Here is a 16,496-nt window from a genome sequence, read left to right as displayed (position 1 = left end):
ACACTTAACCCAAATTTTATAAACAGATATAGCCCCATGCTATTGCCACCCGCCTAATATTGCTATTTTTGCAAAAAAATAAAACAGTCAATAATGCTTATTATAGGAATTGCAGGCGGCACCGGTAGCGGTAAAACCACAGTAGTACACCAGATTATGAACCAGCTGCCCCTTACCGAGGTGGGCGTGCTGAGCCAGGACCATTACTACCGCGAAACGCACCACCTGAGCTATGAGGAGCGTGCCAAAATAAACTTTGACCACCCCCGCGCTATAGACTTTGAACTGCTTACCGAGCATCTAAAAGAACTGAAAGCCGGTAATGCCATTGAGCAGCCTGTATATTCGTTTGTAACACACAACCGTACCGAAGACACCATACACACCCACCCGCGCAAGGTTATGATTGTAGAGGGTATCCTGATTTTGGCCGACCCTAAAATACGCGAATTGTTTGACATTAAAATATTTGTACACGCCGACCCCGATGAGCGCCTTATACGCCGCCTTAAGCGCGATATTGCCGAGCGTGGCCGCGATATGGAAGAGGTATTAAGCCGCTACCAAAGCACATTAAAACCCATGCACGAACAGTTTATTGAGCCTACCAAGGCTTATGCCGATATTATTATACCAAACGATAAGTATAATACTGTGGCTATTGACGTGGTGAGGGCGGTAATAAATCAACGTATTTTATAGTTTACAGTCGCAGTCTCAGTTTACAGAAAAAGCCGTAACGTTTAGGCATTCAACAAAATTAGTTTTACATTGCATTGATGAATAAATTCAAGAAAATAACCTCTAAGTACCCTTTCCTTAAATTTATAGGAAACCGCTATGTGCTGGTTATTATTTTTGTGGGTGTGTGGCTACTGTTCCTTGATAATTATTCGTATTTTGAACACCAGCCGCTTAATAAAAAGCTAAAGGAGCTGGAAGATAACCGCGATTACTATATTAACGAAATCAGGAAGGACAGCACCAGTATACAAAACCTTAAAAATGCCGATAAAACCGAGCATTATGCGCGCGAAAAATATTATATGAAGCGCGAAAACGAAGACATTTATATTATTGATTACCCGGGCGACTCAATTGAAAAACAAAAGCGTACGCCGCATTAAGATATGGACGAACAACTGTTTAACGAATTTAACCCTGTGGTTTCCAAACAATGGAAACAGCTTATACAATATGAGCTTAAAGGGGCTGATTATAACGAAACACTGGTATGGCAAAGCCCGGAAGGCATTGGCGTTAAGCCTTTTTACCATGCCGATGAGGCCGCACAGCCGCTTGCCGCTACTGCCACAAAACCCGGCTTTTTTATAGGCCAGGATATTTTTGTGCAGGATGTGGAAAAAAGCGCCAACCGTGCCGCCGGCCTGCTGCAACGCGGTGCCGAAGCCATTCATTTTACCATTGCCGATGCTACTGTTAATGCAGAGGCCCTGGTATCTCAATTGCCTGCTGCTACCCTGGTGTATTTTTATTTGCGTTTCACTTCAATCGATTTCGTAAAAAAACTCAATGCTATTGCACAGGCTAAAGGCTACACGTTTTATGTGCTTCAGGACCCCGTGGGCTACCTGGCTAAAGAGGGCAACTGGGCACAGGGCGGGGATAACTTTGAGGTGCTTACCAAAACAATTGAGGCGTGCCCTGACATAAGTTGCGTGAGTATTGATGGTGCATTATACCAAAACGCTGGTGCTAATATGGTGCAGCATCTGGCCTACATGCTTGCCCATGCCAACGAATATTTCAATCGCATCGCTATACATAAAAAATCACTTGTATTTCAGGTGGCAGTGGGTGGCAACTACTTTTTTGAGATTGCCAAACTAAGGGCGCTACGGGTATTGTATTCGGCTTTAGCCAAAGAATATAGCCTGCCCACTGATTGCCATATTATAGCGCGCCCTACCCGCCGCAATAAAACCCTGTATGATTATAACGTAAACATGCTGCGCACCTCAACCGAGTGTATGGCAGCTGTTTTGGGTGGTGCCAATACGGTTATTAACCTGCCGTATGATGCGCTGTACCACAAAAGCAATGAGTTTGGCGAACGTATAGCCCGCAACCAGCTGCTCATTTTAAAGCACGAAAGCTATTTTGATAAGGTAGCCAACCCGGCAGACGGCGCTTATTATATTGAAGAACTTACCAACCAGCTTGCCGAAAAAGCCCTTGCATTGTTTAAGGAAATAGAAGCCGCCGGTGGTTTTGTGGCCAAGTTAATGGACGGCACCATTCAGCGTAAAATACACGAAAGCGCCGAAAAAGAACAGCTGCTGTTTAATGAAGGTAAGGAAGTGCTGATAGGCACGAACAAATATCCCAATAAGGCCGACCGCATGAGCCACGACCTGGAGCTGTACCCTTTTGTAAAGGCCAAACCCCGCAAAACGCTGATAACGCCTGTAATTGAAAAAAGGCTGGCCGAGAAGGTGGAACAGGAAAGGCTGGACGCTGAAATACAGCCTGCTGCACAATAATTTGAAAGATATGGATAGAGATTTTGAGCTTACAGAGCAGATGAAGCAGATTCTTGATGAAAGGATAAATGAGAGTACAGAAGACTATCTTACCGCTGAAGAGTCTATAAATGAACTGAGAAAAAAATACTTATGGGTAGAGGTGAAGAAAAAATAAATGAATTTCAGATTAATGAGGTTAGGAAAAGAACTGAATTATACTTGAAAAATCCTTCATCAGCCCGTGACTTTGATGAAGCCATAAAAGAAATTGAAAAATCATTAGAGCATTAGTTTTCTGATATGAACAGAAAAAACATCCAACATATAAAACTGTCGCACAACGCGCAACCCGCAGTTCACAATAGCGAAACAGATTTTGTAACTGCCGAGGGCGTTGTTGTTAAACCTGCCTATACCGAAACGGATTTAGAAAACCTGGAGCACGTTGATTTTGCTGCGGGTATAGCACCGTTTCTGCGTGGGCCGTATGCCACTATGTATGTGCGCCGCCCGTGGACCATTCGTCAGTATGCCGGGTTTAGTACGGCTGAGGAAAGTAATGCGTTTTACCGCCGCAACCTCGCCGCCGGGCAAAAAGGCTTATCAGTAGCGTTTGACCTTGCCACGCACCGCGGCTATGATTCAGACCACGAGCGTGTGGTGGGCGATGTAGGCAAAGCCGGTGTGGCTATAGACAGTGTGGAAGACATGAAGGTGCTGTTTGACCAGATTCCCCTAAACGAGATGTCGGTTAGTATGACCATGAACGGTGCCGTGCTGCCCGTTATGGCCTTTTATATTGTAGCGGCAGAGGAACAGGGCGTAAAGGCAGAACTGCTTTCGGGCACCATACAAAATGATATCCTTAAGGAGTTTATGGTGCGCAACACCTACATTTACCCCCCTGCCCCGTCTATGAAAATTATTGCTGATATATTTGATTATACCAGCCGCAATATGCCCAAATTCAACTCCATAAGTATTTCGGGATACCACATGCAGGAAGCCGGTGCCACTGCCGACATTGAACTGGCTTACACCCTTGCCGATGGCCTGGAGTACATACGTACCGGGCTGGCAGCCGGCATGAAAATTGACGATTTTGCCCCGCGCCTGTCGTTTTTCTGGGCCATTGGCATGAACCATTTTATGGAAATTGCCAAAATGCGCGCCGGGCGTATGCTGTGGGCAAAACTTTTAAAACAGTTTGAACCGAAGGATGAAAAATCGCTGGCACTACGCACACACTGCCAAACCAGCGGCTGGAGCTTAACCGAACAGGACCCGTTTAACAACGTTGCCCGTACCTGTATAGAGGCGGCGGCAGCAGCTTTTGGCGGAACGCAATCGCTGCATACTAATGCGCTCGATGAGGCCATTGCATTGCCAACGGACTTCAGCGCACGAATAGCCCGTAACACGCAGCTGTACCTTCAGGAAGAAACCAAAATTACCAAAACGGTAGACCCATGGGCCGGCAGCTATTATGTTGAAAGCCTTACTAATGAAATAGCCCGAAAAGCCTGGGCGCTTATTGAAGAGGTAGAAGAACTGGGTGGCATGACCAAGGCCATTGAGGCGGGCATACCCAAGCTGCGCATTGAAGAAGCCGCAGCTCGCAAGCAGGCACGTATAGACAGCGGACAGGACGTTATTGTAGGCGTAAATAAATACCGCCTTAAAAAGGAAGACCCGCTACACATACTTGAGGTAGACAACCAGACGGTGCGCCGCCAGCAGCTTGAAAAGCTCGATAAAATAAAGGCTACCCGCAACCCTGCCGAGGTAGAATGCTGCCTTACAGCCCTTACCGAAGCGGCTAAAAACGGCGCGGGCAACTTACTGGAACTGGCTGTTGAAGCCGCACGCCACAGGGCCACCCTGGGCGAAATAAGCAGCGCTTTAGAAAGCGTATATGGCAGGTATAAGGCACAAATTAAATCGTTTAGTGGCGTGTATAGCAAAGAGATAAAAAACGACGAAAGCTTTGCAAAAGCAAGGCAGCTGGCCGATGATTTTGCAACATTAGACGGCCGCCGCCCCCGTATTATGATTGCCAAAATGGGCCAGGATGGTCATGACCGCGGCGCCAAGGTGGTAGCTACCGGTTATGCCGATGTGGGCTTTGATGTAGACATTGGCCCGCTGTTTCAAACCCCGGCTGAGGCTGCCAAACAGGCAGTTGAGAACGACGTGCATATACTGGGCGTATCATCTTTAGCGGCAGGGCATAAAACCCTTGTGCCACAGGTTATTGAAGAGCTTAAAAAATACGGCCGCGAAGATATTATGGTTATTGTAGGCGGGGTTATACCGGCGCAGGACTACCAATACCTGTTTGATGCCGGTGCTGTGGCTGTTTTTGGCCCGGGTACCAAAATAAGCGAGGCAGCCATTAAAATACTCGAAATACTGGTTAAAGGGTTTGAATAACCCTTACATCATATACTACAACCCCGCCCTGTGCGGGGTTGTTTGTTTAACGGGTGTCCCAATTATACAATTGCGGTTAAAGGTTGACACCGATATTTGTGGCTCAATTATCACATCATGAAAAAAGCCACAATCCTCTTTTTACTACACGCCGTTTTGGTTTTTGCCCAGGACAAGGAAAAGTATCTTTCGCAACATAAAAATGTGCTTGATGCATCGTATACCCTGCCTGAACCAAAAGCCCGGATTATAGGCTTTGGTGCTTACCACGGTTCGGCGAAGACCGAAGACGCCGAAGTGTTTATACTACAATCGTTATTAAAGCAGCAGGGCGTTGACTATTATTTTGCCGAGACCGATATAAGCATTGCCCATTATTTTAACCTATACCTCAGCACCGGGGATGAAGCGTTGCTTAAAGACCTCATCATCCACTACGGTACCCGTGTGCCACAGGAACGTACTGTTAACGTTTTGGAGAAATGGAAACGCATTAAAGCCCTGAATGACAAACTTCCTAAAAATAAAAAGATTACCGTTTTAGGTCCGGACATTATTGTCAGCTACAAATACACCTACAGGCATTTGCTTTCGCTGATAAAGAATACCAAAAACTGGCCGCTGGCTCAGGAACTTCAAAAAACGGTGGATGTAGATACTACAGATTACTCTGCTAAATACGACAGCTTTTCTGCTAAACAGCTGAAGGATTTTGTGGCGGATTATGAGGCTGACCCGGCTAAATACAACAAACTGATAAAGGACAAAAAGATGTTTGCCTATATTATTTCAAACATTAAAACCCGCCAGCAAAAAGAGTTTAACCGTGAAAAGGAACTGTATGAAAACTACCTGAAACTGCGCGATATGTACAGTATAAAAGGCAAAACCCAGTTTTTCCGCCTGGGGTTTTTCCATATCATGAAGCATAAGGAGGGTAATAATGCATCGTTTTTTTCTATCCTGATAGATAACGGCATTTACAAAAAACAGGAGGTGGTTACGGTTATGGGCTACTTTACAAAATCAGAGGTAATTTGGGATGATATTTTTGACGATAACGGCAAGTACCTGCGCTCTACCACCGAAGGCGATTTTGGTATTGGCGATGCCCCTAACGAGTATTTTAAAGGCATAGAAGCATTGAAAAAGGAGTTGGTAGATGATTGTACCATTTATAGGTTAAACGCGCCCGGGAGCCCTTATAATACGGCAAAATGTACTGATATGATTGAGGTGGTGTATGACCCTCCGCAAAAGGCAGATTATGGTACTGCCTGCACGGCCGATTTTATTGATTATGCGGTTTTGATTGGCAACTCTCCTGCTTCAATTTCGGTTTATACTATAATGCAACCTTAAAAATAAGCTGTTCAGGTAAGATTGTTTTTACTATTTTTGATGAAACAACTTAAAAACTAACAACTATGGATATTAAACAGGTTTTTGAAAATAACAGTACCTGGATTGCCAAGCAGCTTGAAATAGACGATAAGTATTTTGATACTCTGGCTGCAGGCCAAACGCCTGAAATTTTATACATAGGCTGCTCAGACAGCCGCGTTACCGCCGAAGAGCTTATGGGTGTTAAGCCCGGTATGGCCTTTGTGCACCGCAATATTGCCAACATGGTGCCCAATACCGACCTTAACGTAATGTCGGTTATAAACTATGCGGTAAGCCACCTTAAGGTAAACCACGTGGTGGTATGCGGCCACTACAACTGCGGCGGCGTTAAGGCTGCCATGGAACAAAGCGACCTGGGTATACTAAACCCATGGCTACGCAACATTCGCGATGTGTACCGCCTGCACCGCAAAGAGCTTAACAGCATTGAAGACATGGCTAAACGCTATGACCGCCTTGTGGAGCTTAACGTACAGGAGCAGTGTATTAACGTAATTAAAACTGCCGAAGTACAAAAGGCCAAAGATGAAAGGGGCATTACCGTGCACGGCTGGATTTTTGACATACGCAGCGGTAAGCTGGTTGACCTTGAAATTGATTTTGATGAAGTTACCAGCAACATTGTAGATATTTACAAAATTGCGAGCGAGTAATTTGTAACAGTAAATGTATAGAAGCTGCCCCATGAGGCAGCTTTTTTTATATACCATAAACGGAATATTAAGCAACTACAGTATCAATAACTCTAAAGGCAATTAAATATCTTTTTTGGGCATGTGGGCATATACAAATGCTGTGGCCGTATATTTATCTGCAAACGTCATTTTTGCTTCAATTACCATTGGCCCATAATATTGATAAGCTATACAAAAATTAGGATTTGTATCAAAATTTGCTATTTGCTTTTTCTTAAACTTCGGACCTGCTGACCATTCAACTTTAACCAGTTGTTCATCTTGTTTTTGTTCCCAATGTGAAGCTATCCAAGCACGTGCTTCAAAAGCCTGTCCAGGGACAAGAGAAGGAATCAATTCAACAACAGGCATAGAGCCTCGCAATTGCTTATAATATTCAATTCTATCATCACTATCCCAATCAAATGTCTCTACAAATTTAGGCTTCGGCAAATTCATATGAGTTGCAATAGCCTTATCAGTTACATTAACTTCTTTCCATTTCCATAAACTTGGCAGCAATTTACCATTAGGCCCATAATTTTCAAGCCCTCTTGTTTCAACCTTTATTCTTGCCTGTTGGCTTTTTGGATGCCATTTTATTTTTATAATCCCATAAGTATTACACCTTGCCATCCCATTTGGCAACTCGGAACTCCCACAACTGCCTCCTGATACAACCAATTGAGGTATGTTATTTTTGCTCTTTCCCCATAAAGGTAATGGATCATAAGAAAAGATCTGAGGATAATGTTTATGTCCGTGAAGTATTATATGAAAGCCATAATCACTTAAAACTTCCAAAAGATAATTTGCATTCATAATTGAGTCAACTCCTCTACCCGGCTCAATAAATGAAGGCAATAAAACCACATGGTGATGAATCATTGCTATTTTTATATGATCGTCAAAATCAGATTCTTTACTATAATTCTCCAAAACTTCCTTTAGTTTTGTTATAGCATCAATTCCAACTTGCCCCCGACTTTTATCAACGGTATCATTTTGCACATACATGCAACAATTAATCTCTGCAAACAAAATCTTATTGCCATCCTTATTCAGCTTGTGAACTTGAGTTAGAGACAAAGATTCATTTGGTCCAATATTCTCTCTAAACCCTTTGTAAAATTTATTGTAAAAATTACAATAAGGCTGAAATCTTTCTTCAGCATGTGAGCTATTGAAAACCACATCGTGGTTTCCCGGAACCATAAAAACATCTGATTTATTTAGTTTTTCAAAAGTTTTTGATGATAGCACTTTATTAAGAAAATCATCTGCCTGAACAAACTCTTTATATTGACAGGCTTGAGTAAAGTCGCCCGAAACAGCAATAATTACAGGAGAATCTTTCACTTCATTTTGCAAATCGTTTGATACCAATTCCCCTAAGCTGGGAATACCATCATTATGTGCAGTTGGATCATCGGGATTACAAATATGATATTTACCAAAATGTAGATCTGAAAAATGATAAATAGTAATTTGGTTTATATAATCAGTTTCCATATTAAATTCTTTCAGCAATTACAAGTACACCAATAGCCGCAAAAGACTCTTCGTTAAAAGTCTTTTTATGAATAGCTGCTCTTATTAAAGAACCAGAAACGATTCTTTCATTACCAGGTCTAAGCTCAAGACTATAATTAGCTTCAGAATTCTCATATCCTCCCCTCTGTTTGCCTTTCCAATTATCCCAAGCCTGAACCTTAATAGCAGCTGGACCCGCATTAAATATAAGTACCTGTGTTTTAATACTACCTTCAACTACAATAGGATTGTAATCATCTGAAACTGGAATAACTGTATGATACATAAATTTGAGATTAATTGGTTGATTAATACAAATTTAAAAAAATTAATACAATTTTTCTGTAATTACTTAACAAAAAAGCCCCACAAAAGTGAGGCTTTCTATCAATATAAAAGTCTAAAAATTAAAAGTCGCGCTTAGGGTCAAACGCTTCAAGATATTCGGCAACGCGTTTTACGAAAGAGCCACCCAGTGCGCCGTCTACCACACGGTGGTCGTAGCTGTGCGACAGGAACATTTTTTGGCGTATGCCTATAAAATCGCCATCAGGAGTCTCTATAACAGCAGGCACTTTGCGTATGGCGCCAAGGGCTAAAATACCCACCTGCGGCTGGTTGATGATAGGCGTACCAAACACACTGCCAAACGTACCCACGTTGGTAACGGTATACGTACCGCCCTGTGTATCATCGGGTTTTAGCTTACCGGCCTTAGCACGGTTGCCAAGGTCGTTTACGGCTTTGGCCATACCTACCAGGTTAAGCTGGTCGGCATTTTTAATTACGGGCACTATAAGGTTTCCGTTAGGCAGGGCTGCCGCCATACCCAGGTTGATGTTTTTCTTTTTAATGATGTATTCGCCGTCTACACTAATGTTCATACCCGGGAAGTCTTTAAGCGCCTTGGCTACGGCTTCCATAAATATAGGGGTAAACGTAAGCTTTTCGCCCTCACGCTTTTCAAAGGCTGTTTTAACCTTATCGCGCCATTTTACAATATTGGTAACGTCTACCTCTATAAACGACTGTACGTGGGCCGAGGTTTGCACACTCTGCACCATGTAGCCCGAAATAAGCTTACGCATACGGTCCATCTCTACAATCTCGTCCTGGCCGTTAACCGAAGGCGCTGCCTTCGGTGTTTGTGGTTGCGGGTTGAGAGTTGCGGGTTGAGAGTTGGCGGCTACAGTTTGTGATTTGGCATTTGGATTTTGTGATTTTTCTTTCACATACCCCAGTATATCATCTTTGGTAACACGGCCGTCTTTGCCGGTGCCGTTTATGCTTTCAAGCTCGGCAAGGGTAACGCCTTCTTCTTTGGCTATATTTTTAACCAGCGGTGAGAAGAATTTTTCAGAGCCCGAGAAATCTTCGGGTGTAGCCACGGCTTCTTTAGCTGCGGTAACCGTTTTTTCTATGGCCTGTATGTTTTCTGTAACGGCTGGTGTAGCTTCAGACGGGGCATCTACCACCACGCCGCCTTCGGTTTCTATATGGGCAATGGTTTGGCCCACCTGAACCACATCATTTTCTTTAAAAAATATTTCGGTAAGGGTGCCGCTCACTTCGCTGGGCACTTCAGAGTCTACCTTATCGGTTGCTATTTCCAGTACGGCTTCGTCGGCCGCTATGTGGTCGCCCACTTTTTTAAGCCAGTTGGTAATAGTTGCCTCTGCAACGCTTTCCCCCATTTTCGGAAGCTTGAGTTCGAATTTTGCCATATTGTTAACCTAAAGGTAAAATAAGTATTTATACTTGCGAAAATAATAAAAAAATAGTTCTATAAAAGCATTTTGTGTAAAATAAAACTACAAAACAGCCTCAGCAGTGCTTTTTTGCAACAGGATTACCTCTCCCCTGTCGTTACTGCTGTTGCTGCCCAGCATAAAGTCGCTGCCAGCGGGCTTTATCTTAAAAGTAAAGCCTTTGTGGGTAAAGCGCTCCATGGCGGCAATTATATCTCCAAAGGTAAGCAATTCGTTATCGAATATTATCTCTGTATGCGCACTTTCTGCATCAGGGATTGAGGCCAGTGTAGCATCAGCATATGTTTCATACTGTTTTACATCATGGTTAAACTGTTGCGAAACAAGCGTTTTCAGGCCGGCATTGGCACTAAAAAGTATGTAGTGGTGCGGTTTTTCAACAGCGCCATCGGTAATTTTTTTGGTTTTGGAAAAGAACAGCGTACCGGCATCCATCATTAAATCAAATAAAGGCGACCTGCGGAAATGCTTTTGGTAAAAACGCTGCATACCCTGCTTAAAGCGCACCATGTAAGTACCGTCTTTAACGGTGCTCTCCCCTTTATAATGTATAACCGACGTGACAGGCAGATAATAGTTGCTGCACCCGGTTTTGAGTATGGTGTACGACAGGTCGAAATCTTCTATATACATAAAAAACTCCTCATCAAAACCGCCAACACTGTTGTAAAGGCTGCGTTCCATAAACATAAATGCACCTACCACAATACCCACCTTGCCGGCCTCATGGGGCTGCAGGTGCATGGCATAGTAACGGTTAACCAGCCTCCACTTAGGGAATATTTTGTACAGGCCTAAAATTTTGGTTGCAGCCACCCATGGTGTGGGTATGCCCATTTTGCTTTCGGGTAAAAAACGCCCCCTGCCGTCTACCAGCTTAACGGTAGCAATACCCATATCGGACTTATGAGGAGCAAGGGCCAGCAGTTTGGTAAACGTATCGTTAGACACTACAGTATCAGGGTTTAGTATGCAAATGTATTTGCCCTTAGCCACCGCCACACCTATGTTATTCCCTTTTGGGAAACCGGTGTTTTCTTTATTTTCAATCAGGGTAATGTGCGGGAAACGCGTACGCATCATGACACAACTGTCGTCGGGCGAATTATTATCAACCACAATAACCTCTGCCTCAATACCTTTAAGGGCTTCCTGTACACTAAGCACGCACTGCTCTAAAAAATAGCGTACATTATAGTTAAGTATGATGACCGACAACTGCATGCGCAAATATATAATTTTAGTAAAAATTACCCCAATAAAAAAGCGCCCCCGTGCTACGGAGACGCTTTTCAACTAACTAAACTCAATCATTATGAAATTACAATCTGCCTTTTTTCTTTAGGCTGCTCTTCTTCTTTTTTAGGCAGTGTAAGGGTAAGTATACCATCGGCATATACTGCATTTATATCTTCTTCATTAACCGTTTCAGGTAGTGTAAACGCCCTTTTAAACGAGGTGCTTACAAACTCCCTGCGGGTAAACTTACCCTCTTCCTGCCCTGTATTTTGGGTAGATGCCGTGTGCGAAATGGTTAGCACGCCTTTATCTACCTCTATATTAAAATCTTCTTTTTTAAGGCCCGGGGCTACCAGCGCTACGCTGTAAGCCGCATTGGTTTCCTTAATATTTACCGGCGGAACCCTGTGCGCCACCTGGCTGCCACCCGCCCAGTCTTTAAAAAATTCGTCTATAAAAAAATTCCTTGGGTTACGTTTTACTGCATTCATGATTTTATGTTTTTTGATTTTAAGATTATTACTCATTTGCTATGTATAAGGCAACAAATATTCCAAACCTTAAAATAATGACAAAATGACGCTTTTGCAGACAAAAAGACAGCTTAAGCAATTCAGGGTTCATTGTTCAGGGTTCATTGTTAGCGCTCAACACCGAACAATGAACCCTGAAACCACGAACAACAACCTTGTTAACAATTTTATAAAATACTTAAAATGGTCACAATTATATTAAACTATTCTTAATGAATGTATACTTAGTTTTTTTATATCGCAAAATGTTTAGAAATTCGTTCTACTAAAAAGTAACAAAAAATCCATAACAACCATGAAAAATCTAAAAGTAATGCTGGGTGCTGCTGTTGTAGCCGTTGCCCTTACCTCTTGTAAAGATGAGGCCAAAATGACTGCCGAAAAGAACGTTGATACCTATGTAGTATATGTAGATTCGGTTAATAACCTTGATGCCGCTACCAAAGCCAAAGACTGGGAAGCCATACAGGCCGGATATGAAGCGCGCCTTGCCGAAGCCGAAGCCGCCCTTGCTACCCTGGAAAATGAAGCTAAGGCCAAAGAAAGGATAGACGACAGCAAAGTGAAATACGACGGTGTTAAAGCCCAGGCTGAAGCTGAAGCTGCTAAACAAAAACAAACTGAGGCTGCCGCAAGTGGCAATGCATTGGCCGACTCGCTTTTTGGCGCCGGTACTGTAGTAGGTAACGATATGACGTTTGCATGGGTAAACAAAGACAACATCCTTTCGGTTTACCAAAACTTCTACGAAACGTTTAAAACTAACAAAGATTCTTACAGCCGCCAGGACCTTGATAAAATCAAGGCATGGTATGAAGCCCTTGACTCACGTAAGAATACGGTAGAGAAAGAAGGCCTTACCAGCTCTGACAACAACAAGATTGCAGGCCTTAAACTTAAATTTGCCCCATCATTTAAATGGGAGCGTATGACCGCTAAAAGCGAAGAAAATAAAGACGCCAAAGAAAAGGCGAACTAAGGATTTTAGAAATTATAAAGGTTTTTACATACATTCTGCTGAAAGGGGCACGCCACATGGTGTGCCTCTTTTTTTTAGCGTTTGCTTAAGGGTTTTTAACCCGCGGTTAACGGGTGTTCAAAACACTGATGCTTAACTTTATAACAGTAATTATTTTAAATTCCCCCGCAGCCGCATGCTTACAGTATGCCTGTGGGGTTTTTAAAGGATGGTTGGATTTTTGGATTATTCGATGGTTCGATGGTTCGATTGTTCAATTATCAGGAATTTTAGAAATCAAAAAAAAATAAAATTATGCCGGGAAGAAAATCACCGGGCCCGCAGGTTAAGGATAAAGACCAGTATGAGGCCCTTCGCGACAAAGGCTACAGCAAAGAAAAAAGTGCGCGTATAGCCAACAGTAAAGGTGCTGAGCACCGCGGCGGAAAAGCCGAAAAATATGAAGGACGCACCAAACAAAGCCTGTATGACGAGGCTAAAAAGGTAGGTATTGAAGGCCGCAGCAAAATGACTAAGGCGGAGTTAGCGCATGCGCTACGGAATAATTAGGTTATTCGATAGTTCGATTATTGGATTATTCGATGGTTCGATGGCTTGGTTAATTGAGTGCAGTCGAAAAATCCAAAAATCCAAAAATCGAATAATCCAAAAATCAAATTCTAAAAAAGCCCCCATAAATTCTTAGCCCCTAATAAAGCATCACGCAGAACCCGTTTATCGGGGCGCACCGCAAAATGCTGGTTGGCCTGCCCTTTCCTGAAGAACACAAGCCCCACATGATAGGTATCTATGGTAACGGTAACGTTAGGCGCGTTTTTAATCTGTGCCCATGCTGCTTCCATAAACGGCGTTGTATGGATGTTTGGCACTGCAACTATGGTATTGTTATTACTGTCCTGATGGGCACGCTGTAGCTGCTCTAAAAGGCTCTCAGCGCCCTTACCGGTAAGTATTGCCATATCAAGCCCACCGGGCACCGACGCGAGTTCACTAAAAAACCATACCTGCCCGTTTTCCTGCCCTGCTACTTCGCGTATGGCTTCAGTTACCGCAGGGGCTTCATTGCCCAGCACCAGCAGCTTAAACGCCTTACGGTTGGTTATTACCTTGTACAGGGTTTCGAGTGCGTGGCGGTCAAGGCCTGCGGCGGCTTTTACATTTTTGGGCTTTCTGCCTTCATAAAAAGTGCTGCTTACAAATGAGTATACAAACGGCGAATGCAACCCGTGGTCACTAACGGAGTTCCAGAGAAATGAATTGTAGGTTTGTGGTTTCATATTGGCCTCACCCCCACCCCCTCTCCAAAGGAGAGGGGAGGGAGCTTCACTCGTAGTTTAATTTAGTAATGCCTTAGTAATATCCATCATTATGTCAACAGTCCGAATTCCCCCTTTGGGGGTTAGGGGGCTTATTCCATCTTCGCGCTAAGCTCAAACCAGCGTTCGGTTTTGGTGTCTATATCGGTTAGTATGCGTTGCAGTTCATCAGCTTTTTTAGAGATGTCGGCTTCAGCAATGGTACCGTCGCTAAACTGCTGCTCTATAGCCTCTTTATTGCGCTCCAGGTCTTTTATTTCCTTTTCTATCTTGTCGTATTCCTTTTGCTCGTTAAAGGTAAGGCCTGCCTTAACGTTGCCCTGCTTCCAGTTCGATTTTACGTTTTTAGCATCTTCACCTCCCCCTTTGGGGGCTGGGGGGCTACTGTCTTCATAGGTACGCCAGTCGCTATAGTTACCGGGGAAATCTTCAACCTCGCCCTCACCACGGAACACAAACAGGTGGTCTACAATCTTATCCATAAAATAACGGTCGTGGCTTACTACCAAAAGGCAACCGGGATAGTCTAAAAGGAACTGTTCCAAAACGTTTAGCGTTACAATATCAAGGTCGTTAGTGGGTTCATCGAGAATCAGGAAGTTGGGGTTCTGTATCAACACCGTACACAGGTACAGGCGCTTAAGCTCGCCACCGCTTAGCTTTTCTACAAAATCGTACTGCTTTTTACGGTCAAATAAAAAGCGCTCCAACAGCTGGCTCGCACTAATTATACGACCTTTTGCAAGGGGGATAAACTCGCCAAACTCCTTTATGATGTCTATAACCTTTTGCTCCGGCTTGGGGTTAATGCCCGCCTGGGTGTAGTAGCCCAGCTTTATGGTTTCGCCCACCACCACCTTGCCGCTATCTACCGGCAGGGTTTGCGTAAGCAGGTTGAGGAATGTTGACTTACCCGTTCCGTTCTTGCCGATGATACCTATGCGCTCGCCACGCTTAAAGTTGTAGTTAAAGTTGTCGAGTATCTTTTTGTTACCAAAGGTCTTAGATATATTATGCAGCTCCACCACTTTGCTGCCCATACGCTCCATGTTGATTTCGAGCTCAACCTGGTGCTCTTTACGGCGGCTGTGGGCTTTTTCCTGTATTACATAAAAATCGTCCTGGCGGCTCTTGCTCTTTGTGGTACGCGCCTTGGGCTGGCGGCGCATCCAGTCGAGTTCTTTAACATACAGGTTCTTGGCCTTGTCTATACTGGCGTTTTCGGCAGCAATGCGCTCTTCCTTCTTTTGCAGGTAGTAGCTGTAGTTGCCTTTGTACTGGTACAGTTTGCCGTTATCGAGCTCTATAATCTCGTTACACACGCGCTCCAGGAAGAAACGGTCGTGCGTAACCATAAACAGGGTCATGTTTTCTTTAGCGAAGTAATTTTCCAGCCACTCAATCATTTCCAGGTCAAGGTGGTTGGTAGGCTCATCGAGTATCAGCAAATCAGGCCTGCTGATAAGGATGATGGCCAGTGCAAGGCGTTTTTTTTGCCCGCCACTCAGGTTTTTAACCTTCAGTTTCAGGTCCTCCAGCTTTAGTTTAAACAGGATTTGCTTGTACTGGGTTTCAAAATCCCACGCGTTGTGCAGCTCCATACGCTCAAATGCCTTTTGGTAGGCTTCCTCGTTCTCGGGGTTTTCAAGCGCTTTTTCGTACTGCTCAATCACCTTCAGGATTTCGTTATCGCTGGCAAAGATGCTCTCCTCAATGGTAAGTTCAGGCTGCAGGTTGGGCTCCTGGCTCAAAAACGCCATTTTTATCTCCTTACGGATAACCACCTGGCCGGTATCGGGCTGGTCTTCGCCGGTTATAATTTTAAGGATGCTGGTTTTGCCCGTGCCGTTCTTGGCCACAAAGGCTATTTTCTGGTCTTTGTTGATGCCGAAAGAAATGCCCTCAAACAGGGTACGCTCGCCAAAGGACTTTGATATGTTTTCTACTGAAAGGTAATTCACTGCGTGGTTTTTTGCAAAAGTAGGATTTTAATTTTTTTGAGCCACGAATTTCACGAATTTGGACAAATCAATTTCATGAAATTTGTGGCTCAACTATTTTTATACTTCACACCGTGAAAATGAATTCCGAAAGTGAAAAATTAGCGTTAAAATCGTGTTAAATTGA

At 43.7% G+C, this 16,496-nt stretch carries 16 protein-coding genes; 9 read left to right on the top strand and 7 right to left on the bottom strand.

The window, feature by feature from the left end; translation table 11 throughout:
* The first annotated feature begins 93 nt into the window (after positions 1-93).
* The 7 genes from udk (at position 94) to AM279_RS00215 (ending at position 6,979) form a co-directional block, all read left to right on the top strand.
* Positions 94-702, top strand: a complete 609-nt coding sequence (gene udk, locus AM279_RS00240; RefSeq protein WP_054405626.1) for a uridine kinase — start codon at positions 94-96, stop codon at positions 700-702.
* 77 nt (positions 703-779) lie between these two features.
* On the top strand, positions 780-1,127 hold the full coding sequence (locus tag AM279_RS00235) for an FtsB family cell division protein (protein ID WP_054405624.1): 348 nt from the start codon (positions 780-782) through the stop codon (positions 1,125-1,127).
* A gap of 3 nt (positions 1,128-1,130) precedes the next feature.
* Positions 1,131-2,504 carry a methylmalonyl-CoA mutase subunit beta gene (locus AM279_RS00230; RefSeq protein WP_054405622.1) on the top strand — a complete coding sequence of 458 codons (1,374 nt, stop codon included), beginning with the start codon at positions 1,131-1,133 and terminating at the stop codon, positions 2,502-2,504.
* Between the two features lie 10 nt (positions 2,505-2,514).
* Entirely contained in the window at positions 2,515-2,661 is a 147-nt protein-coding gene (locus AM279_RS20555) for a hypothetical protein (RefSeq protein WP_160316409.1), read from the top strand.
* 125 nt (positions 2,662-2,786) lie between these two features.
* Positions 2,787-4,919, top strand: coding sequence for a methylmalonyl-CoA mutase (gene scpA, locus AM279_RS00225; RefSeq protein ID WP_054405620.1), 2,133 nt, complete (start codon positions 2,787-2,789; stop codon positions 4,917-4,919).
* Positions 4,920-5,036: 117 nt separating this feature from the next.
* On the top strand, positions 5,037-6,281 hold the full coding sequence (locus AM279_RS00220) for a hypothetical protein (RefSeq protein WP_054405619.1): 1,245 nt from the start codon (positions 5,037-5,039) through the stop codon (positions 6,279-6,281).
* A 65-nt stretch (positions 6,282-6,346) separates the two neighbouring features.
* Positions 6,347-6,979, top strand: coding sequence for a carbonic anhydrase (locus tag AM279_RS00215; protein WP_054405617.1), 633 nt, complete (start codon positions 6,347-6,349; stop codon positions 6,977-6,979).
* 102 nt (positions 6,980-7,081) lie between these two features.
* On the opposite strand, the gene AM279_RS00210 is transcribed toward AM279_RS00215, so the two are convergent.
* The 5 genes from AM279_RS00210 to AM279_RS00190 all read right to left on the bottom strand — a co-directional run bounded on the left by AM279_RS00210 (position 7,082) and on the right by AM279_RS00190 (position 12,032).
* Positions 7,082-8,512 (bottom strand): metallophosphoesterase family protein, encoded by a 1,431-nt coding sequence (locus tag AM279_RS00210; protein ID WP_143090415.1) that lies wholly within the window; start codon positions 8,510-8,512, stop codon positions 7,082-7,084.
* A 1-nt stretch (position 8,513) separates the two neighbouring features.
* Entirely contained in the window at positions 8,514-8,819 is a 306-nt protein-coding gene (locus AM279_RS00205) for a hypothetical protein (RefSeq protein ID WP_054405614.1), read from the bottom strand.
* Positions 8,820-8,940: 121 nt separating this feature from the next.
* Entirely contained in the window at positions 8,941-10,257 is a 1,317-nt protein-coding gene (locus tag AM279_RS00200) for a dihydrolipoamide acetyltransferase family protein (RefSeq protein ID WP_054405612.1), read from the bottom strand.
* Positions 10,258-10,344: 87 nt separating this feature from the next.
* Positions 10,345-11,526: a glycosyltransferase family 2 protein gene (locus AM279_RS00195; protein ID WP_054405610.1), complete on the bottom strand. Its 1,182-nt coding sequence runs from the start codon at positions 11,524-11,526 to the stop codon at positions 10,345-10,347.
* 89 nt (positions 11,527-11,615) lie between these two features.
* Positions 11,616-12,032 (bottom strand): Hsp20/alpha crystallin family protein, encoded by a 417-nt coding sequence (locus AM279_RS00190; RefSeq protein WP_054410013.1) that lies wholly within the window; start codon positions 12,030-12,032, stop codon positions 11,616-11,618.
* 337 nt (positions 12,033-12,369) lie between these two features.
* On the opposite strand from AM279_RS00190, the gene AM279_RS00185 reads away from it, so the two are divergent.
* Together AM279_RS00185 and AM279_RS00180 are read left to right on the top strand one after the other, a co-directional pair.
* A complete protein-coding gene (locus tag AM279_RS00185; RefSeq protein WP_054405608.1) occupies positions 12,370-13,053 on the top strand; it encodes a hypothetical protein in 684 nt (227 codons plus the stop codon).
* Positions 13,054-13,347: 294 nt separating this feature from the next.
* A complete protein-coding gene (locus AM279_RS00180; RefSeq protein WP_054405606.1) occupies positions 13,348-13,602 on the top strand; it encodes a DUF7218 family protein in 255 nt (84 codons plus the stop codon).
* Between the two features lie 110 nt (positions 13,603-13,712).
* Here the strand turns inward: AM279_RS00180 and AM279_RS00175 are convergent, their stop codons facing one another.
* Together AM279_RS00175 and AM279_RS00170 are read right to left on the bottom strand one after the other, a co-directional pair.
* Positions 13,713-14,330, bottom strand: coding sequence for a hypothetical protein (locus AM279_RS00175; protein WP_054405604.1), 618 nt, complete (start codon positions 14,328-14,330; stop codon positions 13,713-13,715).
* Between the two features lie 131 nt (positions 14,331-14,461).
* Positions 14,462-16,330 (bottom strand): ABC-F family ATP-binding cassette domain-containing protein, encoded by a 1,869-nt coding sequence (locus AM279_RS00170; RefSeq protein WP_054405602.1) that lies wholly within the window; start codon positions 16,328-16,330, stop codon positions 14,462-14,464.
* Positions 16,331-16,496: the final 166 nt, after the last annotated feature.

It is taken from the genome of Flavobacterium akiainvivens (assembly GCF_001278115.1).
Lineage (GTDB): Bacteria > Bacteroidota > Bacteroidia > Flavobacteriales > Flavobacteriaceae > Flavobacterium > Flavobacterium akiainvivens.
This window is presented reverse-complemented; position numbering and strand designations above follow the sequence as displayed.